This is a genomic window from Microbacterium sp. A93, from assembly GCF_051842835.1.
Window position 1 is genome coordinate 304,757 of sequence record NZ_JBPXMT010000009.1, and the last position, 24,123, is coordinate 328,879.

General features: G+C 68.8%; 23 protein-coding genes. 4 read left to right on the forward strand and 19 right to left on the reverse strand.

Annotated elements, in window-relative coordinates:
- Positions 1-21 precede the first annotated feature (21 nt).
- From ACSU1G_RS22555 to ACSU1G_RS22575, 5 genes are all read right to left on the reverse strand, one after another.
- Positions 22-789, reverse strand: coding sequence for an SDR family NAD(P)-dependent oxidoreductase (locus ACSU1G_RS22555; RefSeq protein ID WP_439282264.1), 768 nt, complete (start codon positions 787-789; stop codon positions 22-24).
- A gap of 41 nt (positions 790-830) precedes the next feature.
- Positions 831-1,616, reverse strand: coding sequence for an SDR family NAD(P)-dependent oxidoreductase (locus ACSU1G_RS22560; protein WP_439282265.1), 786 nt, complete (start codon positions 1,614-1,616; stop codon positions 831-833).
- Entirely contained in the window at positions 1,616-2,995 is a 1,380-nt protein-coding gene (locus ACSU1G_RS22565) for an MFS transporter (RefSeq protein ID WP_439282266.1), read from the reverse strand. Before ACSU1G_RS22565 ends, ACSU1G_RS22560 begins: the two co-directional genes overlap by 1 nt.
- Positions 2,996-3,082: 87 nt before the next feature.
- Positions 3,083-3,970 carry a polysaccharide deacetylase family protein gene (locus ACSU1G_RS22570; RefSeq protein WP_439282267.1) on the reverse strand — a complete coding sequence of 296 codons (888 nt, stop codon included), beginning with the start codon at positions 3,968-3,970 and terminating at the stop codon, positions 3,083-3,085.
- A 19-nt stretch (positions 3,971-3,989) separates the two neighbouring features.
- Entirely contained in the window at positions 3,990-5,093 is a 1,104-nt protein-coding gene (locus ACSU1G_RS22575; RefSeq protein WP_439282268.1) for an asparaginase, read from the reverse strand.
- Positions 5,094-5,288: 195 nt separating this feature from the next.
- Here ACSU1G_RS22575 and ACSU1G_RS22580 point away from each other — a divergent pair, with 195 nt between their 5' ends.
- On the forward strand, positions 5,289-6,290 hold the full coding sequence (locus ACSU1G_RS22580; protein WP_439282269.1) for a LacI family DNA-binding transcriptional regulator: 1,002 nt from the start codon (positions 5,289-5,291) through the stop codon (positions 6,288-6,290).
- A gap of 77 nt (positions 6,291-6,367) precedes the next feature.
- Here ACSU1G_RS22580 and ACSU1G_RS22585 read toward each other — a convergent pair whose 3' ends face one another.
- Positions 6,368-6,877 carry a DUF1801 domain-containing protein gene (locus tag ACSU1G_RS22585; protein WP_439282270.1) on the reverse strand — a complete coding sequence of 170 codons (510 nt, stop codon included), beginning with the start codon at positions 6,875-6,877 and terminating at the stop codon, positions 6,368-6,370.
- 108 nt (positions 6,878-6,985) lie between these two features.
- Between ACSU1G_RS22585 and ACSU1G_RS22590 the strand changes: the two genes are divergently transcribed.
- Complete coding sequence (locus ACSU1G_RS22590; protein ID WP_439282271.1) at positions 6,986-7,567, forward strand: YdeI/OmpD-associated family protein; 582 nt, start codon at positions 6,986-6,988, stop codon at positions 7,565-7,567.
- 24 nt (positions 7,568-7,591) lie between these two features.
- On the opposite strand, the gene ACSU1G_RS22595 is transcribed toward ACSU1G_RS22590, so the two are convergent.
- The 6 genes from ACSU1G_RS22595 to ACSU1G_RS22620 all read right to left on the reverse strand — a co-directional run bounded on the left by ACSU1G_RS22595 (position 7,592) and on the right by ACSU1G_RS22620 (position 13,961).
- Complete coding sequence (locus ACSU1G_RS22595; protein ID WP_439282272.1) at positions 7,592-8,578, reverse strand: fumarylacetoacetate hydrolase family protein; 987 nt, start codon at positions 8,576-8,578, stop codon at positions 7,592-7,594.
- The gene (locus ACSU1G_RS22600; protein WP_439282273.1) at positions 8,550-9,665 is read right to left on the reverse strand and encodes an amidohydrolase family protein; all 1,116 of its coding nucleotides are present in this window, start codon (positions 9,663-9,665) and stop codon (positions 8,550-8,552) included. The genes ACSU1G_RS22595 and ACSU1G_RS22600 overlap by 29 nt, the downstream gene beginning before the upstream one ends.
- Complete coding sequence (locus ACSU1G_RS22605) at positions 9,662-10,813, reverse strand: FAD-dependent monooxygenase (protein WP_439282274.1); 1,152 nt, start codon at positions 10,811-10,813, stop codon at positions 9,662-9,664. The genes ACSU1G_RS22600 and ACSU1G_RS22605 overlap by 4 nt, the downstream gene beginning before the upstream one ends.
- Before the next feature lie 96 nt (positions 10,814-10,909).
- Entirely contained in the window at positions 10,910-11,905 is a 996-nt protein-coding gene (locus ACSU1G_RS22610) for a cyclase family protein (protein WP_439282275.1), read from the reverse strand.
- Entirely contained in the window at positions 11,902-12,939 is a 1,038-nt protein-coding gene (locus tag ACSU1G_RS22615; RefSeq protein WP_439282276.1) for a fumarylacetoacetate hydrolase family protein, read from the reverse strand. Before ACSU1G_RS22615 ends, ACSU1G_RS22610 begins: the two co-directional genes overlap by 4 nt.
- Positions 12,936-13,961 (reverse strand): VOC family protein, encoded by a 1,026-nt coding sequence (locus tag ACSU1G_RS22620; protein ID WP_439282277.1) that lies wholly within the window; start codon positions 13,959-13,961, stop codon positions 12,936-12,938. The genes ACSU1G_RS22615 and ACSU1G_RS22620 overlap by 4 nt, the downstream gene beginning before the upstream one ends.
- 153 nt (positions 13,962-14,114) lie before the next feature.
- Here ACSU1G_RS22620 and ACSU1G_RS22625 point away from each other — a divergent pair, with 153 nt between their 5' ends.
- Positions 14,115-15,074, forward strand: coding sequence for a LysR family transcriptional regulator (locus tag ACSU1G_RS22625; RefSeq protein WP_439282278.1), 960 nt, complete (start codon positions 14,115-14,117; stop codon positions 15,072-15,074).
- Between the two features lie 58 nt (positions 15,075-15,132).
- Here ACSU1G_RS22625 and ACSU1G_RS22630 read toward each other — a convergent pair whose 3' ends face one another.
- From ACSU1G_RS22630 to ACSU1G_RS22650, 5 genes are all read right to left on the reverse strand, one after another.
- Positions 15,133-15,939 (reverse strand): ABC transporter ATP-binding protein, encoded by an 807-nt coding sequence (locus tag ACSU1G_RS22630; RefSeq protein ID WP_439282279.1) that lies wholly within the window; start codon positions 15,937-15,939, stop codon positions 15,133-15,135.
- A complete protein-coding gene (locus tag ACSU1G_RS22635) occupies positions 15,936-16,745 on the reverse strand; it encodes an ABC transporter permease (RefSeq protein WP_439282280.1) in 810 nt (269 codons plus the stop codon). Before ACSU1G_RS22635 ends, ACSU1G_RS22630 begins: the two co-directional genes overlap by 4 nt.
- A gap of 1 nt (position 16,746) precedes the next feature.
- On the reverse strand, positions 16,747-17,586 hold the full coding sequence (locus ACSU1G_RS22640) for an ABC transporter permease (RefSeq protein ID WP_439282281.1): 840 nt from the start codon (positions 17,584-17,586) through the stop codon (positions 16,747-16,749).
- A 50-nt stretch (positions 17,587-17,636) separates the two neighbouring features.
- Positions 17,637-18,656: an ABC transporter substrate-binding protein gene (locus ACSU1G_RS22645; RefSeq protein ID WP_439282282.1), complete on the reverse strand. Its 1,020-nt coding sequence runs from the start codon at positions 18,654-18,656 to the stop codon at positions 17,637-17,639.
- 334 nt (positions 18,657-18,990) lie between these two features.
- The gene (locus tag ACSU1G_RS22650) at positions 18,991-20,622 is read right to left on the reverse strand and encodes a ribonuclease J (protein WP_439282343.1); all 1,632 of its coding nucleotides are present in this window, start codon (positions 20,620-20,622) and stop codon (positions 18,991-18,993) included.
- A gap of 399 nt (positions 20,623-21,021) precedes the next feature.
- Between ACSU1G_RS22650 and ACSU1G_RS22655 the strand changes: the two genes are divergently transcribed.
- On the forward strand, positions 21,022-21,939 hold the full coding sequence (locus tag ACSU1G_RS22655; protein ID WP_439282283.1) for a ketopantoate reductase family protein: 918 nt from the start codon (positions 21,022-21,024) through the stop codon (positions 21,937-21,939).
- Positions 21,940-22,022: 83 nt separating this feature from the next.
- Here ACSU1G_RS22655 and ACSU1G_RS22660 read toward each other — a convergent pair whose 3' ends face one another.
- Both ACSU1G_RS22660 and ACSU1G_RS22665 read right to left on the reverse strand, forming a co-directional pair.
- The gene (locus tag ACSU1G_RS22660) at positions 22,023-23,366 is read right to left on the reverse strand and encodes a TRAP transporter large permease (RefSeq protein ID WP_439282284.1); all 1,344 of its coding nucleotides are present in this window, start codon (positions 23,364-23,366) and stop codon (positions 22,023-22,025) included.
- Positions 23,366-24,049 (reverse strand): TRAP transporter small permease, encoded by a 684-nt coding sequence (locus ACSU1G_RS22665; protein ID WP_439282285.1) that lies wholly within the window; start codon positions 24,047-24,049, stop codon positions 23,366-23,368. The genes ACSU1G_RS22660 and ACSU1G_RS22665 overlap by 1 nt, the downstream gene beginning before the upstream one ends.
- Positions 24,050-24,123: the final 74 nt, after the last annotated feature.

A 24,123-nucleotide genomic window follows, 5' to 3' on the forward strand; every position in this document is an offset into this window, starting at 1 on the left:
GGAGGGATCGATCCATGCCGGTCACGGCATCACGTCGCCGCTGTTCGGGCCCAGCGTCTGGCCCACGTAGATGTCCCCGCCGGGGGAGGACGCCAGCAGCAGGGCCGTGGGGGCGATCTCCTCGGCGGTCCCGAAGCGGCCCAGCGGCAGCTCGGCGCGCTTGGCGCTCTTCCACTCCTCGCTCACCCCGTTCAGCAGGGGGGTGTCGATCGGGCCCGGGGCGATCGCGTTGACCAGGATGCCCTCGGGTGCCAGCTCCAGGGCCATCGCCTTGGTCATGCCGATCACCCCGGCCTTGGCCGCCACGTAGTGCACCAGCCCGGTGCCGCCCTTGATGCCCAGCTGGGAGGCGATGTTGATGATCCGCCCGGCGCCGCGTGCCTTCAGGTGCGGCAGCGCCCAGCGGCCGGCGAGGAAGACGCCCTTGAGGTCGATGTCCACCGTCCGGTCGAAGTCCTCCTCACTCATCTCGATCATCGGCTTCTCGTCGAGGATGCCGGCGGCGGTGACCAGGACGTCGATCCCCTTGAGCTCCCGGGCCACCGAGTCGATCGCCGTCCTGACGGACTCCGAGGACGTGACGTCCACCTCCGCGAACAGGGCGGTGGCCCCGGAGGTACGCAGATTCCCGACGACGGCCGCGCCGGCCGCCGCGTCCCGGTCCAGGATGGCGATGGCCGCGCCATGCTCGGCGAAGAGCGCGGCGATGGCCGCCCCGATGCCGCTGGCGCCGCCGGTGATGACGGCGACCTTGTCCTGCAGTGCTGCTGGTGCTTCTCGCTTTTCCATGGAGTGCTCCTGATCTCGTGTGGGCTCGTGGGCGGGACCGGTCAGCTGGGCCAGCGGATGGTCAGCCCGCCGTCCACGATCAGCTCCTGGCCGGTGACGTAGGAGGAGTCGTCGCTGGTGAGGAACCGGATGGTGCGGGCTGTCTCGTCCACGGTGCCCACCCGGCCGGCGGGGATGATCTTCCCGGCGGCCTTGAGGCCCTCGTCTCCCAGGGAGTTCTTCGCATCCTCGGACTGCGGGCTGCGGATCAGCCCCGGGATCACCGCGTTCACGCGGATCCCACGCGGGGCCAGCTCCACGGCCAGGGAGCGGCACAGGCCCAGCACGCCGGACTTCGCCGCCGCATAGTGGGCGTGCTCCTCCCAGCCGTACACCCCGCCGGCGATCGATGACGTCGCCACCATCGCGCCGCCGTCGGTCATCTTCGCCGAAGCCGAGCGGAAGATGCGCATCACGCCGGTGAGGTCCACGTCCAGCATGTCCTCCCAGGCCTGGTCCGTCATCTCACCCAGCGGGTTGCGGCGCAGGATGCCCGCCGCGGCCACGGCGATGTCCAACCGGCCGAACTCGGCCACAGCGGCCTCGGCCAGCGCGTCACAGTCCTCGGTCTTCCGGACATCTGCGGCCACCGCCACGCACTTGCCGCCGGCGGCCTCCACGGCCCGCACCGTCTCCTGGGAGTCGTGCGGGTCACCGGGGAAGTAGTTGACCACGCTGTGCGCGCCGGCGCGGGCGTAGGCCACGGCCAGTGCCTGGCCGATTCCGCTGGCGCCGCCGGAGATCAGCGCGACCTTGCCGGCCAGTCCGTCATCGCGTTGTGCCGTCATCAGAGGGCCACCTCATCTTTCGTATCGGGGTTGCCGGGGACCAGCAGGTCCGCCGGGACGTCGGCGTTCTTGCCCTCGATCTTGCGGGTGCCGAGCATGCACAGGGCGGAGAGCAGCAGGCCGAGGGTGCCGGAGAAGATGGCGGCGGCGGTCATGGTGAATCCGGCGAAGAGGAAGATGCTCAGCAGCCCGGATCCGGCGATCGCGCCCACCGGCGCCATCACGTGCGCCACGTTGGTGCCGGTGCCACGGGCATGGGCGGGGAAGGACTCGCCCATGTAGTACAGCAGGGCGGCATACGGGCCGGTGAGGAAGAACAGCGTCAGGCCGTACATGGCGATGATGAACCAGGTGGAACCGGGGATCAACAGCATCCCCAGGCTGGCCGCCGCGCCGGCGAGCCAGCCGATGATCACGGTGCGCTGGCGGCCGATCCGGTCACCGAGCCAGCCGTGGAACAGGTAGCCCACGAAGCCGACGGCGTTCGCGCCCACGAGGATGACCAGGGCGTTCTCGAAGGAGACGTCCTTGGCCTCCACCAGCACGGTGGTGCCCAGCACGGAGAACACCTGGATGCCGACCCAGTTGAACAGCCAGGCCAGGGACAGCAGGATGGTGTGCCGCCGCAGGGCCGGGGAGAAGACCTCGCGGAAGCCGCCCTGGGTGTTCTCATCCATCTCGAGCTGGTGCTGGTCGATCAGCGTCTGGGCGCCCTCGGTGTCGCCGATGGCCCGGCGCCGCTTGGCCTCCTTGATGGCCTCGAACGTGGGGGACTCCGGCAGCCTCGTGGCCCACAGGGCAACGAGGATGGCGGCCACGCCGGCCACGACGAAGCTCCACCGCCAACCGATGACCGGCAGCAGCAGGGCGGACATGCCAGCAGCCAGCAGGGCACCGATCGGGTAACCGGCCTGGACCACCGAGTAGAAGAAGCCCTTGTTCTTGACGTCCTTATAGATCTCGGAGAGGTAGACCGCGTTGACGACCTCCTCGGAGAGGGACAGGCCGGTGATCGAGCGGACGATGATGATCGAGATCGCGCCCGCCGCCATGCCGGTCATGCCCGCGGCCAGACCGCCGCCGATCATCAGGATCACCAGCGCATTGCGCCGACCCAGCTTGTCGATGATGGGGCCGACGATCAGGGAGACGATGAAGACGCCGACCTGGGCGATGGTGTTGACGGTGGTGGACTCGGCGGTGGACCAGCCGAAGTCCTCCGCGATCACGGGCAGCAGGGTGCCGAACAGCGTGAAGTCATAGACGGAGATGATCCAGGCGACGAAGCAGACGGCCGAGACCTTGCGGATCATGCTCGGGGTGACGGGGACGTCCCACGGCGCGACGGGGCCGCTCGAGACAGGGCGGGATGAGGACATGGTGGACTTTCTGTAGGGGCGATCGCCCGGCGGGCGGTGCCTGTGGGCCGTGGGCTGGGGGCCGCACCGCCGGGCGATCAGGTGGGGTCAGGCCTGCGGGCGGGGGAAACGCTGGGCGAAGTCTCGGGCGACGTCCTCCATGAAGGCGAACTCGACGCCGTCGTGCCCTTGGATGTGGTCGAAGAGCCGCTCGAGCATGAGCAGGTTCTGCGGGCGCCCGGAGACATCCGGGTGGATGGTGATGGGGAAGACGGCGTAGTCCATCTCGCGGTAGACCCAGTCGAACTGGTCCTTCCACAGCTGCTCCACGTCCCGCGGGGAGACGAAGCCGTGGCTGTTCGGGCTGGACTTGATGAACATCATGGGCGGCAGGTCATCCAGGTACCAGGAGGCCGGGATCTCGATGAGGTCGGTCTCCTCGCCGCGGACCAGGGGCTTCATCCAGTCGTGGGCCGAGTTGGCGGAGTAGTCGATCTTGGTCCAGGTGTCACCCACGCGCACGTAGTACGGGGTGTGGTCGTCATGCATCAGCGAGTGGTCGTAGAGGAAGCCGCGTTCCAGCAGGATCTCGTTGGTGACCTTGGAGAACTCCCACCACGGGGCCACGTAGCCCACGGGCTTCTTGCCGGAACGCTTCTCGATCAGCTCGGTGCAGTAGTCCAGGATCTCGGTCTCCTGGGTGCGGGTCATCGCGATCGGGTTCTCGTGCGAGTAGCCGTGCACACCGATCTCATGGCCGGCGGCCACCACCTCGTCGAACTGCTGCGGGAAGGTCTCCACGGAGTGTCCGGGCCAGAACCAGGTCACGGGCATCTCGCGGCGCTGGGCCAGGTGCAACAGACGCGGCACGCCGACCTCGCCGGCGAACAGGCCGCGGGAGATGTCCCCGGGGGAGTCCTCGCCGCCGTACGAGCCGAGCCAACCGCCCACGGCGTCGACGTCGATTCCCACAGACACGTAGATCTTCTTGGCCATTCTCATTTCCTTTCGGTGGTCAGCGATGTTCGCTGAACAGGGTGGTGAATTCGGTCAGGGTCGGCCTTCCAGACGGGCCGGACAGCAGGGCCGCTGTCAGGATCCGCGCCTGGAAGGGGTTCAGGTGGCCGGCGCTGACGGCGCCGGCGGCGATCAGGTCCACCCCGCCGCCGTTGCCGTAGATGGGCACCATGGGCCCGGCCGGGACGCGGGTGCTCAGCACCACGGGGATCCCCGCGGCCACCAGTTCGGCCACGGCCTCGGCATAGCCAGAACCGGCATTGCCCACGCCGGTACCGGCCAGCACGATGGCGGCCGCGCCGGCCTGCGCTGCGTGCTGCAGGAGGGTGGGGTCGGACCCCGGGTAGGCCGTGATGACCTCCACGCGGGTGGTGCCGAAGGCCTCGCCGGGCAGGGGGAGTGCGCGCAGCCGGACGGGCCGGGCGACCAGGTCGATCTCTTCACCGCGGATCAGGCCCACGGTGGTGCCGCCGTCGAAGGGCTGGCTCGCGGTGGTGTGGGCCTTCCGGGCGCCGCGGGCGGTCTGGAGCCGGCCGTCGAAGGCGATGAGTGCCCCCATGCCGCGGAACCGCGGGTCCAAGGCCACCGTAGCGGCCTGGCGCAGGTTGCGGGGGCCATCCGAGTCCGGCTGGTCGGCGGCGAGCTGGGCGCCGGTGAAGACCACCGTGGTGCCGGTGCCGTTCACCAGGTCCACGAGGAAGGCGGTCTCCTCCAGGGTGTCGGTGCCGTGGGCCACGACCACCCCGTCCACCGCCTCCTCGCCGGCCCGGGCGAGTGCCGCTGCGGTGATGGTCAGGAGCTCCGGCAGCCCCAGGCGGTAGCTGCCCAGCGTCATGACGTCCTCGGTGGTCACCTCGGGTGCCTCCCGGGGTCCAGCGTCCGCGGCCGGGGGCAGTGCCCTGATCAGGTCTGCGACGGAGTCCGAGGCGACGGAGCCGCCGAGGGCGGAGCCACTCGTCACGGTACTTCCGGTGCTTCCGGAGTCTGCCGTGCCGCCAGTACCGCCGGTGTCTGCCGTGCCGCCAGTGCCGCCGATGTCTCCGGACGGGCCGGACCGGGACGCGATGGTCCCGCCGGTGCCGATGATGTGGACTCTGGCCACGCCGTGCCGCCTTCGGTGGGTTGTGAGGTCAATGAACGGGAACACTGTTCCCCAATCGATTGACCCAAACGATTGTGTAGGGTGATGGTCAGCACATTAGGGCAGGTTCGGGTGTGATGCAACACCCACTGACCCGCGTCTAAGCTGGAACCCCTGCGTCTCCCGGCGGAACGGGCAGGACTACCGAAGGCATCCGTGAGCAAGCGATCCACCGTCACCTTGAAGGGGCTGGCCCAGGAGCTGGGCCTCAGCCCCTCCACCGTCTCGCGCGTGCTGAACGACTCCGCCGGCGAGGAGTCACGGTGGGCCTCTCCGGAGACAAGTCGGCGGATCCTGACGCTGGCCAGCGAACGCGGCTACGCCAAGAACCCCTACGCGGCCTCCCTGCGGACGTCACGGTCCGGGCTGATCGGGGTGGTGGTGCCGCGACTGCAGGACTACGTTCTGGCCACCATCTACGAGGGTGTGGACGAGGCCGCCGCCGAGCACGGCTACGTGGCCGTGGTGGCGAACTCCCTGGACAACCCGGTCTCGCACGATGCGCGCGTGCGCAAGTTGATGGACCGCCGCATCGACGGGCTGATCCTGGGGGACACGCCCTTCGACGGGTCCACGTTGACGGCCATCGAGCGCGAGAACGTGCCCTTCATCCTGGTCAACCGCCGCTCACCGGGCCACCCCTCCGTCACGTGCAACGACTACCTCGGTGGGCGGTTGGCGGGGGATCACCTGGCCGAGCTGGGCCTGGAGAAGATCTTTCTGCTGGCCGGCAAGGACCGGATGTCCACCTCGATCGACCGCACGGCGGGCTTCACCGAGTCACTGGCCGGGCACGGCATCGCCCTTCCGACCACCCACATCGCCACCGGGGGATTCGACGCAGCCGGTGGTGAGGAGGCGATGCGGCACCTGTTGGAGACCGCCGGAGTGCCGGAGGCCATCTTCGCCGTCAACGACTTCGCGGCGATCGGCGCCCTGGGGGTGCTGGCCGAACGGAATCTGTCAGTGCCGGAGGACGTGAAGCTCATCGGCTACAACGACACCCCGCTGGCCGGCGGCGTGGGACTGACCACCGTCCGCTCGCCGATGCACCAGATCGGTCGGCAGGGGCTGGAACTCCTCCTGGAGATCATGGCCGGCCGGCCCGTGGAGAGCCGGCAGCTGGACCCGGAGCTGATTGTTCGGACCTCGGCATGACCCCCTCGTTTTGAGGGCGTTCCACAGCGGTGGCGCCCCGGGCCGAGGGTGGAGACGGCAGCTCAGTCCGGGTTCTCTCAGCCCTCCTCCGGGTCCTGGTCCTGGTCCTCGGTGCGTGTGGCTTGGCGGACGACCTCGCCGAGACGTTCCCAGGCCTCCTCGGACGGGTCCTGCAGGGCGTAGGACGTAGGCCAGAACCCGTCCGGGGTGTCCAGCGCGGCCAGCTTGCTGACACCGAACGTCGAGTAGCGTTCCTTGTCCATCTGGCCGCTGCGGAAGAAGCAGAGCACCTTGCCGCCGCGGGCGTAACCGGGCATGCCGTAGTACAGCTTGGGGGCCAAGTCCGGTGCCAGGGTCGTCACGATCACGTGGACGCGTTCGGCCATCTCCCGGTCCGCACCCGGCATCTTGGCGATCTTGGCCAGCACATCCGCCTCGTCTGCCGCGGCCTTGCCGGTCTTGCCGGTCTTGCCGGTCTCGCCGGCCGTGGCGGCGCGCGTGGACTCCGTGCGCAGCTCGGCGGCCCGCTCCTTCATGGCCGCGCGTTCCTCGGCGGTGAATCCGTCCCTGGTGGGTTTCTCGCTCATGGTCTGTTCCTCGTCTGGTGCCGCAGTGGTCCTCCTCAGGTCAGGTCAGCGCGGCGACCCGGCGCTGCTTCATTCCTGACCATCCTGTTCCCGGCATAGGGTCTTCCCATGCCCGAAGAACCCGAGGTCCTGATTCTTCCCGACGTGGCCGCCTGGCGCGCATGGCTGGACGAGCACGAGGACGACTCGGACGGGACCTGGCTGCTGCTGGCCAAGAAGAACACACTCACGCCCACCTCGTTGACCTATCAGCAGGCGCTGCTGGAGGCGCTGTGCAGTGGCTGGATCGACGGCCAGCGGGCCTCCGTGGACGGCGCCACCTTCCGGCAGCGCTACACGCCGCGACGCAAGGCCTCCCTGTGGTCCGAGCGCAACGTGAAGATCGTTGCCGGGCTCATCGCCGAGGGGCGCATGCGTTCCCGCGGCCAGGCCGAGATGGACCGGGCGAAGGCGGACGGGAGATGGGAGCGGGCCTATGCTGGGCCGGCATCGGCCACCGTCCCGGAGGACCTGGCCGCAGCGCTGGAGGCCGCCCCGGCGGCCGCCTCGACCTTCGCGGGCCTCACGGGCCAGAACCGCTACGCGGTGCTGCACCGGATCCATACGGCTCCGAGCCCGAGGAGCCGTGCCAGCCGGCTGGCCAAGCTCGTCGGGATGCTCGAGCGCGGTGAGACGCCGTACCCGCAGTAGCGGAGGCGGGGGACCGGCCGGGGGTCACCCGGTGCGATGCCGGGCACGCGGCAGCGGGCGGCTTCGCGCCGGCGGGAGGGGATGCGGGGCCCGGGACGGTCCCACGCTCCCGCTCAGCTCACCCAGGCCTTCCACGACCATGCGCACGGTGTCGCCCTCCTGCAGGGGTGGGGGCACCAGCTCGCCGCCGGCCTTGCCCCAGAGCTCGCCGAGGCAGCCGCCGTTGCCGACGGTCCCGGAGCCGAGGACATCGCCGGGGACCACGCGGGAGGCCCGGGAGGCGTAGACCAGCAGTTCGGGGAAGGTCCAGGCCATGTTGGAGACGAGGTCTTCCCCCACCAGTGCATCGTTGACGTAGACCTCCGCGCGCACCGCGAGGAATCCCTCGGCCGTGAGATACCCGGCCATCTCATCCGCGGTGACGATCCACGGCCCGAGCGAGGTGGCGAAGTCCTTGCCCTTCGCCGGGCCCAGGTGGCCGCGCATCTCGGCGGCCTGGATGTCCCGGGCGGACCAGTCGTTCATGATCGTGTAGCCGAAGATGTGCTCGGCGGCGGCGTGGGTGTCCAGATCCGTTCCGGGCCGGCCCGCCACGCCGCCGACCACCACGGCGACCTCCAGTTCGAAGTCGAGCCGTTCGGTGGCCGGCGGGGTGATCTGCTGGCCCGTGCCGAAGATCTGGTGCGGGTTGGTGAAGTAGAACGTGGGGGATTCGTACCACGCCTCGCCCACCCGGGGCTGGCCGTTCTCATCGGCGCTCATCCCCTCTACGTGCTCCTCGAACACGGCGAAGTCGCGGACCGCCGCCGGTACCAGCGGGGCCAGCAGGCTCACCTCGGACCGGGGGACGGCGCTGCGGGGATCGAGGCGGTCGAAGAGGTCGGTGGCGGCGGGCAGGCCCGCCGTGAGGACCTCGGCGACCGTGCCGCCGTCCGGGAACGGGGCGACGCCCCCGTCCACCACGAACCCCTCGCCGAGTCGGTCACCGTGCGTCCAGCGTGCGATCTTCATGGAACTCCTCCTGCTCAGGCTGTGCTGTTGTCTGCTGCTTCGACTGACCCCGCCGCTGTCCGTGCCGCTGTCCCTGAGGCTGTTCCCGGCCCCGACCTGGCGACTCGAGGGCGACGGCGTTCCGGCCGAGGATGTCCTTCTCGGTCTGCGCGTCCAGACCGGCTGAACGGATGAACCCGGCCGGGTCCTCGGAGCCCATGTCGAAGGGGTAGTCGCTGCCCATCACCACCTGGGAGGCCCCGGCCACCTCGATGAGCTGGCGCAGGGCGCGTGGACCATGGACCACGGTGTCGAACCAGATCCTGCGCAGGTAGTGGGACGGCGGGTGCGCGCAGCCCTGTGCATCCGGCCGGACGGCCCACGCATGGTCAGAGCGTCCGATCGCGGTCGGGAGGTAGCCGCCGCCATGCGCGGCCACCAGCCGCAGGTCCGGATGGCGGTCCAGCACCCCGGCGAAGATCAGGTGCGAGAGCGCCACTGCGTTCTCGACCGGCTGCCCCACGGTGTTCGCCAGGTAGAACCGGTCCAGCCGCTCGTCGAGCGTGCACCCGAAGGGATGGACGAACACGGGCGCGCCCAGTTCGGCGGCGCGCGCCCAGAACGGCTCCAGGCGGGGATCGGAGAGTTCGACGTCCCCGGCGGCGGAGGAGATCTCCACCCCGAGCAGTCCCCGGCCCAGCACGGCGTCCTCGAGGAGTTCCACCGTCCGCTCCGGCCACTGCAACGGCACCAGGCCGAGCCCGGAGAGCCGGTCCGGGGCCACGGAGACGTGCTCGGCGATCAGCCGGTTCGCCTCCGTGCAAGCCCACACGGACAGCTCCTCCGGCGCCCACGGATAGTAGTGGTTGGGGGAGGCGCTCACCCATTGGCGGTCCACCCCCTGCTCGTCCATGACGCGCAGGCGTTCGGTGACCTCGATCAGCCGGGGGATCCGGGCGGCCACCATGGGGCCGGACACCTGCTGGCTGGCCGCACCGTTGCGCCGGTCGTCGAGCGCAGCCGCAGCGGCCACCTCGTCCGGCGCCCGCCGCACGACCTCGGCGTGCAGGGAGGGCAGCAGCACGTGGGCGTGCACATCGATGATCATGCCCGCACCGCCACTCGCTGCCCCACGTCCGCCAACAGCCGCGGGACATCAGCGGAGTGGTCCTGCCCGTCCCGCTGCCACTCGGCCAGCTGCATCGAGGCCTCCACAATGGCAGCGGCCCGCGGGAGACGACGCTCGTGGAACGCCTCCCACAGGGACGCGTCCACGGCATCCCGGTCCACCAGCAGCTCGGTGAGCACCAGGGCGTCCTCCAGGCCTTGCGCCGCCCCCTGGGCGATGGTGGGAGGGCACGAATGCGCGGCGTCGCCGATGATCACCGTCCGGCCACGGTTCCACGGGCCCGGGACCAGGTGGTGGGTGAACCAGGTGTAGTTCACCTGGGCCGTCCCGGCGGCCAGATCGGCGCGCACCTGTTCCCACGGCCCGCCGTAGGCCGTGCTCTGCTCGATCATCAGCGCCGCCCCGTCCTCGGCCGACATCGTGAAATGATCCTGCGCGTCCGAGACGAGGAAGGCATACATCGAGTCCGCACCGGTGGGGGTGTACCCGGCGATGTAACAGGGTCCGCCGTAGTACAGCTCCGTGAACTCCACCTGTGCGGGCCGCGGCACGAAGGCCCGCCAGATCCCCATGCCGGTGTGCTCGGGCGTCTCGGTGATGCCCAGGGAGGAGCGCACGGCCGAGTGCAGGCCGTCGGCGCCGATCACCAGGTCATAGCGCCCGGCCGACCCGGACTCCAGGAGGGGCTCGGCATACTCCTCCGTGGACACCACCTCCGTCACCCGCTGCCCGAACCCCACCCGTGCCCCGGTCCGGACGGCGTTCTCATACAGGATCCGGGTGAGATCCGCCCGTGGCATGCCCATCGCGGAGGGAAGCCGGACACCGGAGACGACTTCGCCGCCGTCGCCGCCCTCGTCCCGCGCGATCACCGGAGCCTCCGGCCCCGGGGCACGCAGGCCCATCCCGTCAAAGGGGAAGCCGGCGTCCCGGGCCTCCTCCCACACCCCCAGTTCGGCGAAGGCTCGCAGGGCGTTGCCCTGCAGTGAGATCCCCGAACCGAGCGCATTCAGCTCGGGGTTCGCCTCGAAGACGTCCACCACGACGCCGGCCCGGGCCAGTTGGATGGCGGCGGCCAGTCCGCTGATACCGGTGCCGACAACGGCCACCTTGTCCACTGCGGTCATGATCAGTACCTTTTCTGTGTCGTCTCTGCGGTCTGTACGGTCTGTACGGCCTGTACTGCCTGTGCGGTCTGTACTGCTTGCTTCAAGGAATGATGCTCAGAGCACGGCGATGGGGTTGAGCGGTGATCCGACCGCTCCGGTGACGGGCAGGGGCTGGGCGCAGAGCAGGAACTCGAAACGTCCCCGTTCGGCGCAGGCGTGCCCGATCCCCTCCAGGTCCCACATCTCGCCCACCGTCAGGCCCATGTTGGGGATGACGATCTGGTGCAGGGGCTGGAAGGACTCGTGGAACTCGTTCGGACGCACCTCGAAGCCCCAGGTGTCCGTGGCGATCGCGGCGATCTCACTGCGGTGCAGCCACCCCGCCGTCGTGAGGGACAGGCCCGGTGCCGGCCCACCGGCGTAGTCGCCCCACCCGTCCCGGCGCACGCGGGCGAGCTGCCCGGTGCGGACCAGCAGGATGTCCCCGCGGCCGACGGCGGACGAGGCACCCTGGGCGGCGATGCAGGCCTCCAGGTCCTCCACCGTGATCGCGTAACCGTCCTCCAGCTCACCGGTGTCCGGGCGCAGATGGCGGCCGAGGTCCAGCAGCACCCCGCGGGAGACGATCGTGGAGGCGGCGTGTTCGATGCCGGTGACCAGGTCACCCTGTGAGGTGACCACGTCCCCGGCACGCCGGCCGTTCCAGGCGTAGCCGTGATCGAAGATGTGGCCGAGCCCGTCCCATTGGGTGGAGCACTGCAGCGGCATGACGATCACGTCATCGGCCCCGCCGATCCCGTGGATGGAGGTGTCCACGTTCCGCTCGGCGTCAGTCCCGGTCCCGGTCATGGTGTGGACCGGGTTGTTGCGCTTCTTCCACCCCTTCTGCGGGCCGTCCTCGTTGAACTCCTGCCCGAGGGAGACGGTGTGCCCCTCGGTCACGAGCCGGGCGGCCTCCACGCGCTTGGCGGGGTCGATGAAGTTCAGCGTGCCCAGGACATCGTCCTCGCCCCAGCGTCCCCAATTGCGGTACGCCGTGGCGCGCTCGGTGACCTCCCCCCTCGGGTCGGTCGGATCCAGGTCTGCCGGGTTCTCTGACAAGGAGCTCAACTGTCGCCTCCCTGAGTGTTCGGACGGTTCTCGGCAACGCACCGGACGACCTGGGTGCCCAGGCCTTGGACGGACCCCTGCATCACGTCGCCGTCACGCAGCAGCCGGCCCCAGTGCGCACCGTTGCCCGCGGGACTGCCCGTCAGCAGCAGGTCACCGGGAAGCAGCGGCATGTTCAGTGAGGCCGCCGAGATCAGGGCCGGCACATCGAACAGCAGGTCCGAGGTGACGGCGTCCTGCATGCGCTCGCCGTTCAGGTCCAGGGTGATCGTGAGCCCGTGCGGCTCCACGAAGCCGGCCGGCACCAGGAATGGGCCGGTGGGCAGGAACCCGGGGGCGTTCTTGGAGCGGTACCAGTCCGCGCCGATGCCTTTCGAGTCCGCGCGGAATACCCGGTCACGCGTGGTGATGTCATTGCAGATCGTGTAGCCGGCCACATGGTCCATCGCCTCATCGCGGGTGATCCTGAACCCCTCCTTGCCGATCACCACCGCCAACTCGAGTTCCCAGTCGTGCTGCTCGCTGTAGGACGGCAGTACCAGGGGGACATCGTCGCCGGCGATGGCGCCGGGTAGCCCGATGAAGAAGTACGGCTCACCGGTGGCGGCGCGCTCGTCCATCATCCGGCCCGCGTCCTCGCGGATCTCTGCCTCGGGACGGGTGTCCTCCACCGGCCGATGGGCGACCACGAGGTCGATGACGTGGGTGCGGTAGTTCGCCCCGGCCTGGACGATCTGGCGCGGCTGGACCGGCGCGGTCAGCGTCACCTCTGACAGAGGCCTCCAGGGGCTCTCCGTGCCCGTGGCTGCGTCCGCCCCTGTGCCCGTGCCCGTGGCCGCAAGCCGGCCGAGCCGGTCCCAGTCGGGGTCGGCCAGGAAGGCGTTGAGGTCCGGTGCGCCGAGATCGGCCCCGTCGAGGGGACGGATACGCCCTCCCGCGACCAGGCCGAGGCGCACGGCGGCGCCGTCGCGGAAGCGGGCCAGCGCGAAGGGGGCGTCCAACCCGGTCTCCGGGCTCGGTGCGGTGGTGGTCACTCTGCTGCCCCGACCGTTCCGGCCACCTTGGAGACCAGCTGGTCGCGGACCTCTTCGGTGATGCCCTCCTCGGAGGCGCTGGGTCCGTTCGCCGGCGGGAACGACTCGCTCAGGGACGCGTGCATGGGGCTGTTCTGGTAGATGTCATAGGAGCCCTGGGAGGTCTTCCACGTGTTCGCCTCCCAGTCCGGGACGTAGTTGCGGTAGCCGCCGGTGTTGAGCTCGATCCGCATGGAGGACGGCTCGCGGTAGTACAGGAACGACTGCTCGCCGATGCCATGGATGGTGGGGCCGTATTCGATCTGTACCCCGTCCTCGAGCAGCGAGTCCGCCGCGATCAGCATCTCCTCGCGGGTATCCACCCAGAAGGCGAAGTGGTTGATGCGGCCGGCGCGGTCCGAGCCGTCCAGCACGATGCCCAGGTCGTGGGACTTCTCGTTGGTGGTGATCACCGAGAACACCGAGAGGGGGACGTCCTCCAGGAGGGTGCGGGCCATGATCCGGTATCCCAGCACATCGCTGTACCACGCGGCGAAGGCATCCACATCGCTGGCGCAGATGGTGACGTGATCGAGGTGACGCGGGGCGCCGGCCACCCGGCTGCGCCGCTGCGGGCGGTCCGGGAAGACCGAGGCGAGTTCGCCGGACTCGTAGCGGAAATGCCGGGCGTCCCAATGCAGGGTCATGGAGTGCCCCCAGGGGCCCACGAAGCGGTAAGCACGGCCGATGTCCAGGCCGTCGAACCATTCGCCGGTGACGCCGGTGGCCTCGATGCGCTGGACGGCCTCGTCGAGGGCCTCGCGGCTGGTGGTGCGCCAGGCCATGGTGGCCAGGGAGGCCTCGTCCCCGTGCTGGATCACCAGGCTGTACGTGTAGTAGTCGCCCCAGCAGCGCAGGTAGACCTTGCCGTCCTCGCGGGCGACCTCGGTGAGGCCGACCTTGTTGACGTAGAAATCAACCGATGCCTCGACATCGGGGGTCGTCAGTGCGACGTACGACAGATGGGAGAGAAGCGTGGTCATTCTCGGTCCTTTCAGTGCCCCGAGGGGCGACGGCCCCGGATGGGCCTGTTCACTCCATAGTGGTCGACATCACATCATCAGCAAAGACCAGAATGCATATCTCCGATATAGGCATTGCTGATAGCGTGGGGTCATCAACTGAACGGAGTGGACATGTTCGACGAGCGACTGCTCTCCCGTCTGGACCTGAATCTCCTCGTGGCACTGGATGCCCTGCTCACCGAGAAGAACGTCACCCGCGCTGCGGCCCGGTTGCAGCTGAGCCAGCCCTCGCTGAGTGCCTCCCTGGGAAAGCTCCGCCGGCACTTCAACGACCAGCTCCTGGCCCGCCGGGGCAACGCGTATGAGCTGACCCCGCTGGCGGTCCGGCTGGTGGAGCACACGACCGTGGCGTTGGACGCCGCGCGACGGGTGTTCGAGAGTCAGTCCCGATGGGACCCCTCGGAGTCCGAGCGGGAGTTCATCATCCACTGCTCGGACTATTCGCTGGCCACGATCGCCCCCCGCGTGATGCGGATCGCCCACCGGCAGGCCCCCCACGTGCGGCTGCACTTCGTCCCCTCCACCCCGGAGACCATGGACGAGGTGGTGCTGCGCCTGCCCTCGATCGATGGACTGTTGCTGCCCCACGGGGTGATCTCCCAGATGCCCCACCTCGATGTGATGCGGGACGACTGGGTGGCCATCGCCGCCGCGGGCAATGAGCGCGTGACCGGGGGGCTCACGATGGATGTGATGTCCGCGTCCCCTTGGGTCTTCACCTATCGCACCCGCTCCGCGTTCACCTCCGTGGGACGGCAGGTGGAGATGCTGGGGGTGAACCCCTGGGTCGAGGCGGTGGTGGAGAGCTTCGTGCTGCTTCCGCTGTTCGTGGAGCACAGCGACAGTCTGGCGATCATCCAGCGTCACCTGGCCCCGATCGCCCAACGGATGGGTGAGGTGCAGGTGTTGGAGCTGCCGTTCGAGGCCGTGCCGGTGCTGAACGCGCTGTGGTGGCATCCGGTGCACGAGACCGATCCGGAGCACCGGTGGCTCCGGCAGGTGTTCGCCGCCGCCAGGATCGGCTTCGGCGATGAGGAGGACGGAGCCGATGCCGCGCTGCGCGGTGGATGAGGCCTGCCCCGCCGCGCAGGACGCCTACGGGGTGGGACAGGCCTGCGGGACGGGCGCCCTACGGCGTGGGCTTGAGGACGCGGCGCTGGATCTCGTCCAGTATGCGGGTGCGTAGCTCGATGAAGGTGGGCTCGGCCCGGGTGGTGAGCTGGTTGCGCTCCCGCCCCAACGGCACGGTGATGTCGTCGACGATCTGCGATGGGCGACCGCCGAACACGACCACCCGGTCACCCAGGTACACGGCCTCATCGATGTCATGGGTGACCAGCAGGATGGTGATGCCCATATCCCGCCGCAACCGCAGGACGAGGTCCTCCAGCTCGAACCGGGTCTGGGCGTCCAGGGAGCCGAAGGGCTCGTCCATCAGCATGATGGGCGACTCGTAGGCGAGGGCCCGGGCGATCGCGACGCGCTGCTGCATGCCTCCGGAGAGCTGCCAGGGGTAGCGGTTCGCACTGTCTGCCAGTCCGACGACGTCCAGGGCCCGGGCCGCCCGCTCCAGACGTTCGGCCTTGGCGATGCCCCGACCCTCCAGCGGGAAGGCGACGTTCTGCAAAACCCGCATCCAGGGCATCAGTGAGCCCCGGTAGTCCTGGAACACCACGGCGATCTCCTCGACGGCCCCCGTGATGGGGGTCTCGCCCAAGGACACCTGCCCGGAGGTCGGGGCGGCGAGCCCGGACAGCAGCCGCAGCAGGGTCGTCTTGCCCACCCCGGAGGGGCCGACCAGGCAGGTCACGTCTCCGGCCCGGACGTCGAGGTTGAGGTCCTCGATGATCACCACCTTCTCGGCCCCGGTTCCAAAGGCCTTGCTGACGTGGCTCGCGGACAGTGCGATGGGGGCGGTGATGGTCTCGGGGGTCATGCTCGGGCTCCTGCTCGGGTACGGGTGGTGGTTCCGGTGTCCTGCTGGTGGTGCCACCGCAGCAGGCGGTGTTCGGCGAAGGCGTACAGCGCGGTGAACACCCAGCCGATGACACCGATCGTCAGGGTGCCGGCCCAGGCCGAGGCGAGCTGGAACCGCTGCCCGCCCTGCAGGATGAAGTAGCCGACCCCTTCCGTGGCACCGAACATCTCACTGACCACGAGCATGACGATCCCGATCGTGATCGCCAGCCGGACGCCCACGGCGATCTGGGGCAGCGCCCCGACGAGCACGACCTTCGTGATCTGCAGACGTAACGGGATGCGATACGCGTTCGAGGCCTCGAAGATGCTGGACTGGATCGAACGGACCCCCACGATGGTGTTGAGCAGGATCGGCCAGATGCACGCGATGACGATGAGGAACACCTTCGGCTCGCGGCCGATCCCGAGGGCCAGGATGATGATCGGCACGAACACCACGGTGGGCAGTGAGCGGAAGAAGTCCAGATAGGGGTCCAGCACCTGGCCGACGCGTGGCATCAGTCCGATCGTGAGCCCGATCGCAACTCCTCCGACCAAGGACAGGAGCAGGGCGAGGAAGTAGTTGCCGAAGCTGAACAGCGCGTCGCTCCACAGGGCCCCGCTCGCCGCCCAGTCGCCCAGGCTGCCCAGGATCTCCGTCAAGGGCGGCCAGAACACCGAGGTGGAGGAGGCGGAGGCCACGAACCACAGGACGATCAGCGAGACCGGTAGCCAGGCCTGCAGCAGTACTGAGGCCAGAGGGCTGTATCTCTTGGTCTCCATCTCAGTTCTCCCCTTCGCTCGGCTGCCAGCGCAGCAGCCGTGACTGCGCCCGTCCGAATCCCTCGTTGACGCCGTAGCCGAGAAGGCCCGCGGTGATGATGTAGGCATAGGCCAGGGGCGAGTTGCCGCCGACCTGGGCGTCGGCGATGCTCGCACCGAGCCCCGGGGAGCCCGTGAGGACTTCGGTGGAGATCGCCACGAGTATCGCCACGGAGGCGGCCAGACGCAGTCCGGTCATGATGGAGGGGGCGGCGCTGGGCAGCAGCACCTTGCGGACGAAGAGCCCGCCGCGGATCCGGAACGCATGGGCCGTGTCCTTGATCGAGGCACTCACGCTGCGCACCCCGTGGTGGGTCTGCAGGATGACGATGAACACCACGGCGATGAAGACGAGGACCGCCTTCATCTCGAGGCCGCGGCCCAGCATGAGCACCAATACCGCGATGAGCGCCACGGCCGGGAAGGCCCGGCCGAAGTCCACGATGAACTGCAGGGACAACTCGGCGGCCACGAACCGGCCGGTCAGGATCCCCAGGGGGATCCCCACCAGGATGCCGAAGGCCAGGCCGAGAAGTGCGCCGGCGAGGGAGTCTCCCAGTGCCGTCCAGTACGCACCTGTGGTCAGGGCCTCGGCCCAGGCGGTCGCCACGTCGACCGGGCTGGGGAGCAGGGAATCGGGGAAGATCCCCAGGAGATGGATCAGGTACCAGAGGCCGATTCCCGCGACGAAGACCAGCACCCTCCAGGTACGGATCCCGATCCCGCCCGTGCGCGGTTCACGGGGCGCACGGGCGGGGGCTGAAGCAGGAGCGGGGGCATGCGTGGTGTCAATCAAGGTCATCACCAGGGCCTCTCATTCTGGGTGCGGAGCAGCCGGGCGGTCGGTGGCGCTCAGCGGGCTCCCTCCCAGACGATCTCCTCGTAGGAAAGGTCCTCGCGGAGGTCGCCCTCCTCCTTCATGACGTCCAGCAGGGTGGTCCAGCCGTTCTCGTCGAACTCGACGTTGAGGGGCTCGAGGACCATCCGCTCGTCGATGAACGGGGCCGGCAACTCGGTGTGATCGTGGTAGGCCTGCCGTACGGCGTCGGTGTTCTCATTGCCGTATTCGGTGCCCTGCTCGATCGCGGCGTGGAAGCGTTTCAGCGCCTCCGGGTTCTCCTCGGCGAACTCCTTGCTGGAGATCCACAGCACCTGGGGTGCGTTGGGCAGGTACTCGCGCACGCCGGTACCCACTCGGGTGAAGCCGCTGTCCACGGCAGAGAGCAGGAAGATGCTGAACGTGAAGACCGCATCCACCTGGCCCTTGGCGGCCGCCTCGACCAGCGCGTCCGTGGGCAGGGGGACGAACTCCACGGACTCGAGGTCCACGCCGTTCTCCAGCAGGCCCGTCACGGTCGCCATGTGCGGAAGTCCGCCCAGCTCGGGGACGCCGATCTTCTTGCCCGCGAGATCAGTCCACTCCTTGATGTCACTGCCCGGCGGGACGACGATGCCGTCGGAGACCTCGCCGTCATATTCGGGGTCGGCCGACTTGGTCCCGGCCACCACCTGGATCGGCATGCCCTCGGCCACGGCTCGGATGGCGGTGACTGCGTCCGTGGCGGCCACATCGAACTCACCGGAGATGACGGCCGAGTTGGCGGCGGCGCCGCCCATGCCGGTCATCTGCATCTCGCCGATGTCGAGACCTTCATCCTCGAAGAAGCCCTGCTCGTCGGCCAGGACGGCGTTCTCGAGGTTCACGCCGCCGCGGGCGACGGTCATCTCGATGATCTCCTCGGCACTGGGGCTGGCGCTGCCGGCCGCAGGTGCTGCGTCCTCTGCGGTGGTTCCGCTGCAGGCGGTCAGGCTGAGGAAGAGTGCGCCGACGGTGAGGAAGGCGGCCGGGCGGAGGGTGCGTCGAAATTCCATGTCATCTCCTGTGATGAGGATGGCCAGGACGGCCGGTAGGCGGGGGTGCCCGGGGCTGGATCCTGATCCATGGTGCGAATGAGATCCACGTCACACCAGCATCTCCGCTTCTAGGCAATAGGGGAACGCGCTATTACCTATCCGCACTATCGGTCCCACCTATAGTCGCGGTCCCTGCCGTCCTGGGGTTGCCGGCCCGCGTCCCCCGGTGCCGGAGGGCGCCCAGCCGGCGGCAGCGCCGGCGTCGTGCCCCGGCCCTTGAACAGCCCTTAAACAGCTGTGCGGGCAATCCCCACCAGTGGGGATTGCCCGCACAGCGGGAGGGGGGCGGAGATCAGGCGTCGACGACGACCGTGGTGATCAGCGGGGAGCGGCGGTAGGCGCGCTCCATGTGGCGGCCCACGGTGTCCGTGATGATCTTCTCCAGCTCCTCGAGGTCATCGATGTCCTGGCCGGCGACCTTGCCCAGGGCGGTCTTGACCTTCTCCGCGGCGGCGTTGAAGACCTGCTTGTCCTGGATGAAGCCCTTGGTGACGAATTCCAGGGGTTCGGCCAGCTGGTTGGAATCGGGGTCCACGAGGGCCACGATGGTGATGGCGCCGCCCTCCTGGAGCATCGTGCGCTCCTTCAGGGTCTCCTCGGTGACCTTGCCGACGGTGTTCCCGTCCACGTAGACGAGCCCGGCCTCCACCTGGCCGGAGACCTTGGCCTCGCCGTTGACCAGGTCCACCGTGGTGCCGTCCTTGACCACCAGCACGCGCTTCGGATCGATCCCGGTCTTCACGGCCAGCTCGGCGTTGGCGTGCAGGTGCTTCGACTCGCCGTGCACGGGCATGACGTGGGTGGGCTTGACGATGTTGTAGCAGTAGACCAGTTCCCCGGCGGAGGCGTGGCCGGAGACGTGCACCTTGGCGTTGCCCTTGTGCACCACCTTCACGCCGAGGTCGGTGAACTTGTTGATGATCCCGTAGATGGCGTTCTCGTTGCCGGGGATCAGCGAGCTGGCCATCAGCACGGTGTCATCCTTGCCGAGCTTGATCTGGTGGGTCTCGCTGGCCATCCGGGACAGTGCGGCCATCGGCTCGCCCTGGGAACCGGTGCAGATCAGGGTGATCTTGTTGTCCGGCATGGACTGCAGCTTCTTGAAGTCCACCACCAGCCCACGCGGGATCTTCAGGTACTCGAGCTCCTGGGCGATCCCCATGTTCTTGACCATGGAGCGGCCCACGAAGGCGACCTTGCGGCCGGCGGCGTGGGCGGAATCGATCACCTGCTGGATCCGGTGCACGTGGCTGGCGAAGGAGGAGACGATGATCCGCTTCGGGGCGGTCGCGAACACCTGGTCGATCGCCGGGGTCAGATCCCGCTCGGAGATCGTGAAGCCGGGGACCTCGGCGTTGGTGGAGTCGGTGAGGAACATGTCCACGCCCTCCTCGCCGAGCCGGGCGAAGTGCCGCAGGTCGGTGATGCGGCCGTCCAGCGGGAACTGGTCCATCTTGAAGTCACCGGTGTGCAGGATCAACCCGGCGGGGGTGCGGATGGCCACGGCGAGCGCGTCCGGGATGGAGTGGTTGACGGCCACGAACTCGAGCTCGAACGGCCCGGACTGGTGCAGGTCTTCGGCCTCCACGTGCACGGTGACCGGGGTGATCTTGTGCTCGGTGAGCTTGGAGGTGATGAACGCCAGGGTCAGCTGCGAGCCGATCAGGGGGATGTCCGGGCGTTCCTTGAGCAGGTAGGGCACGCCGCCGATGTGGTCCTCGTGGCCGTGGGTCAGCACGATGCCGACGATGTCATCCCAGCGGCCCTGCAGGGAGGTGAAGTCCGGCAGGATCACGTCGATGCCGGGCTGGTGCTCCTCCGGGAACAGCACGCCGCAGTCAACGATGAGCAGCTTGCCCTCGTACTCGAAGACGGTCATGTTGCGCCCGACCTCGCCGAGGCCGCCCAGCGGGGTGATGCGCATTCCGCCCTGGGGGACGGTGGACGGGGCCTTGCTCTTGCGCGCAGGTCGGTTGGACGAGCGGTTGGACGAGCGGCTGGTGGACCGCGAGTTGTTGTTGGAGCGGTTGGAGGTGTTACGGGGCGAAGAGGACAAAAGGTCACGCTTTCAATCAGGGATGGAGCTGGCGTTGCGAACGGCTCTCGTCGAGTTGTGGCTCGTGTCGATGCGGAGCGGCACCGGAAGTCTGTCCCTGATTTTACCTCTCTGCGGCCCAGTGGGAAATCACCCCGGAATCTCCCCGGTGGACGCGGTGTCCGGCCGGCCCCTCGGGAGCCGGGCGGCACCGAAGGATGCCACCATGGTGGAGGCGATGGCACTGTCCGCACACGGGGTGCCACCTGGACCGATGGGGAGTACAGCATGAGGATCGCAATCGTCGGCGCAGGCGCCATGGGGCAGCTCTTCGGGGCACGACTGACGCTGGCCGGCCAGGACGTGGTCCTGGTGGATGCCCAGCAGTCCGTGATCGACACCCTCAACTCCGCCGGCATCTGGCTGGAGACCGAGAAGGGCACCGAGCACACGGCGGTGGTGGCCTGCCGGGCCGAGGAGGAGACGGAACCCTTCGACCTGTTCGTGATCTTCACCAAGTCCTTCCACACCGCGGCGGCGGTGGCCTCGGTGCGTCATCTGATCGGTCCGCAGAGTGTGGGGCTCACGGTCCAGAACGGGCTGGGCCACGCGGAGGTCCTGGCGGAGGCCTTCGGTCCGGACGGGACCGTTGCCGGGGTCACCGACTTTCCCGCGGACCTCCTGGAGGTCGGCCGCGTCCATTCCACGGTGCACGGTTCCGTCAGGATCGGGGACCTGGGAGAGGGCGGCCGCGCGGAATCGGTGGCCCGCGTCTTCAGCGACGCCGGCCTGAACGCCAGCGTGGACGGGGACGTCCGTGTGCCGATCTGGGAGAAGGTCGCCTTCAACGCGGCCCTGAACACCCTCTCGGCGGTGACGGGGGCGACCGTCGGTGAGATGGGCGCGTCCGCTGAGGCCCGGGCCATGGCCTCAGCCGTGGTCCTGGAGGTGGGCCGAGTGGCGGCCGCCCGCGGCATCGGGATGTCCGTGGACCGGGTGACGGCCACCCTGGCCAACGCCTTCGAGCACCACGGCAGCCACAAGAGCTCCATGCTGGTCGACCGGGAGGCCGGGCGCCGCACGGAGGTGGACTACATCGGCGGCGCCGTCGTCGACTCGGGACGGTCCGCCGGGGTCCCGACCCCCGTCCTGGAGACCTTGTGCAGTCTGGTGCGGATGTTGACGGAAGAGCCCCTGCCGCGGTAGGCGGCAGGGGCTCCGACCCCACGCTGGTCCGGGATCCGGTCTGGACGGACTCAGTCTGAACGGACCAGGTTCGGGCCCTCACATCATTCGACGGCGAGGGACGGCAGCCACAGGACGATGTCCGGGACCGCGAACAGCACGACGATCATCACGATCTCGATGAGGACGAACGGCCAGACGCCGCGGAACACGTCGCTGGAGCGCAGCCCGGAGGTCCCGGCCACCACGAACACGTTGATGCCCACGGGCGGGGTCACCATCCCGATCTCGATCAGTTTGACGATCAGGATGCCCAACCAGACCCCGTCGAAGCCGAAGTCCATGGCGATCGGGTAGATCAACGGCACCGTGATCACCATGATCGAGATGGACTCCAGGGCCATGCCCATCGGGATCAACAGGGCCAGCAGGCCGGCCAGGATGACCCATCCCGGCAGGTCCGTCTCGGTCAGCGTCGAGGCCAAGGTCTGGGGGACCCGGGCCACGATGAAGAACAGCGAGAGCACCGCGGAGCCCACGATGATCGCGAACACCATGGAGGTGGTCTGGGCCGTCTCCTTGAGCGCCTCGATGAACTGGCGTGTCATCGTCCGGATCCCGTCCTTGCGGAACTCGAAGATGAGCATGAACGCGGCGAAGAGTGCCCCGATCGCCGCTGATTCCGTGGGGGTGAACAGGCCGGAGTAGATGCCACCCATGATGATGATGAACAGGATGACCAGCCGGACCAGGCCGCGGTAGGGCAGGTCACGCCAGGCGGCGGGCTGGGCCACCGCCTCGAGCTCGGCGGCCAGGCCACCGGCACCGGCCGGCGTCATGGTCATCTTCCGGGTCCGGATCAGGATGTAGACCATGTAGGCGATGGCCGAGAGGATGCCCGGGACGATGCCGGCGGCCAGCATCTGGGCGATCGACTCCCCGGAGAGGATCGCGTAGAGGACCAGGAACACGCTCGGGGGGATCATGGCCCCCAGGGTGCCGGCCATGGCGACCAGCGCCCCGGCCAGGCTCGGCGGGTAGCCGGCCTTCCGCATCTCCCCGATCGACAGCCGGGACATGGTGGCGGCCGTGCCGATGCTGGAGCCCGAGACGGCGGCGAAGCCGGCACAGGCCGCCACGGTGGAGATTCCGAGCCCACCGGGTAGCCGCAGGAAGACCCTGCGGGCGATCTCGAAGACCTGTCCGGCGATCCGCGCCTTCACCGCGAAGATCCCCATCAGGATGAACATCGGGATGATGGTCAGCGTGAAGGTGGAGGTCTGTTCGAAAGGAGCGGAGGCCAGGGTGCTGGTGACGAATTTGGGGTCCCGCAGCAGCAGGATCCCCACCAGGCCGGAGCTGGCCAGGGCGATCCAGACCGGCATCTTGAAGGCCAGCTGGACGATCAGCAGGACAATGACGAGTGCGACGATGAAACCGGTGTCCATCAGTGCCTGCCTTCCTCGGGTCGGTGATGGGTGGAGGGGGGATCTCCGGAACCCGCTGAGGTATCCGCGGGGGTATCCGCCGGAGCGGGCGCTGCGGCGTCCGCCGTCGGGCTCGCGATGCGGGCCTCTCGGGCCGCGGCCAGGTCCGGGTCGAGCCGGTCCTCGCCGAGCAGGGGCTGTCCGCGGAGGATGAGCACGACGTTGATGACGGCCACCAGCAGGAAGGCGGCGAAGCCGATGACGATCAGCCAGCGTGCCGGCCAGACCGGCCAGTCGACCAGGCCCTGACGCAGTTCGTTGGAGGCGGTGCTCTGCGCCGCCCGCTGGAAGGTGGCGATCAGGAACCAGGTGGAGACGGCGACACCGATCACCCACGAGATGCCGATCAGGATGCGGGCGATCGCCGGACGGATGGCTGCGGTCAGGAGGTCCACGGCCACGTGGGCGTTGGTCGCCCCGGCATAGGCCAGGCCGAGGAAGACGGTGGCGACGAGGGCGCTCTCACTCATCTCCAGCAGGCCGGGGACCGAGCGGCCACCGAGGTTGCGGACCACGACGTCCACGGTGATCGCGATCATGATCGCGATGGTGGACAGGGAGGCCAGCGCCCCGAGCGGGACGGTGATCACTGAGGCGATCCGACGCAGGACGTCGACGCGTTCAGCGGGAGGTGTGCTGTTCATGACGGGTTTCCTTCCACACATGGGCGTGGGGGGGGGGGGGGGGGGGGGGAAGAAAGAGGGGGGGGGGGGGGGGG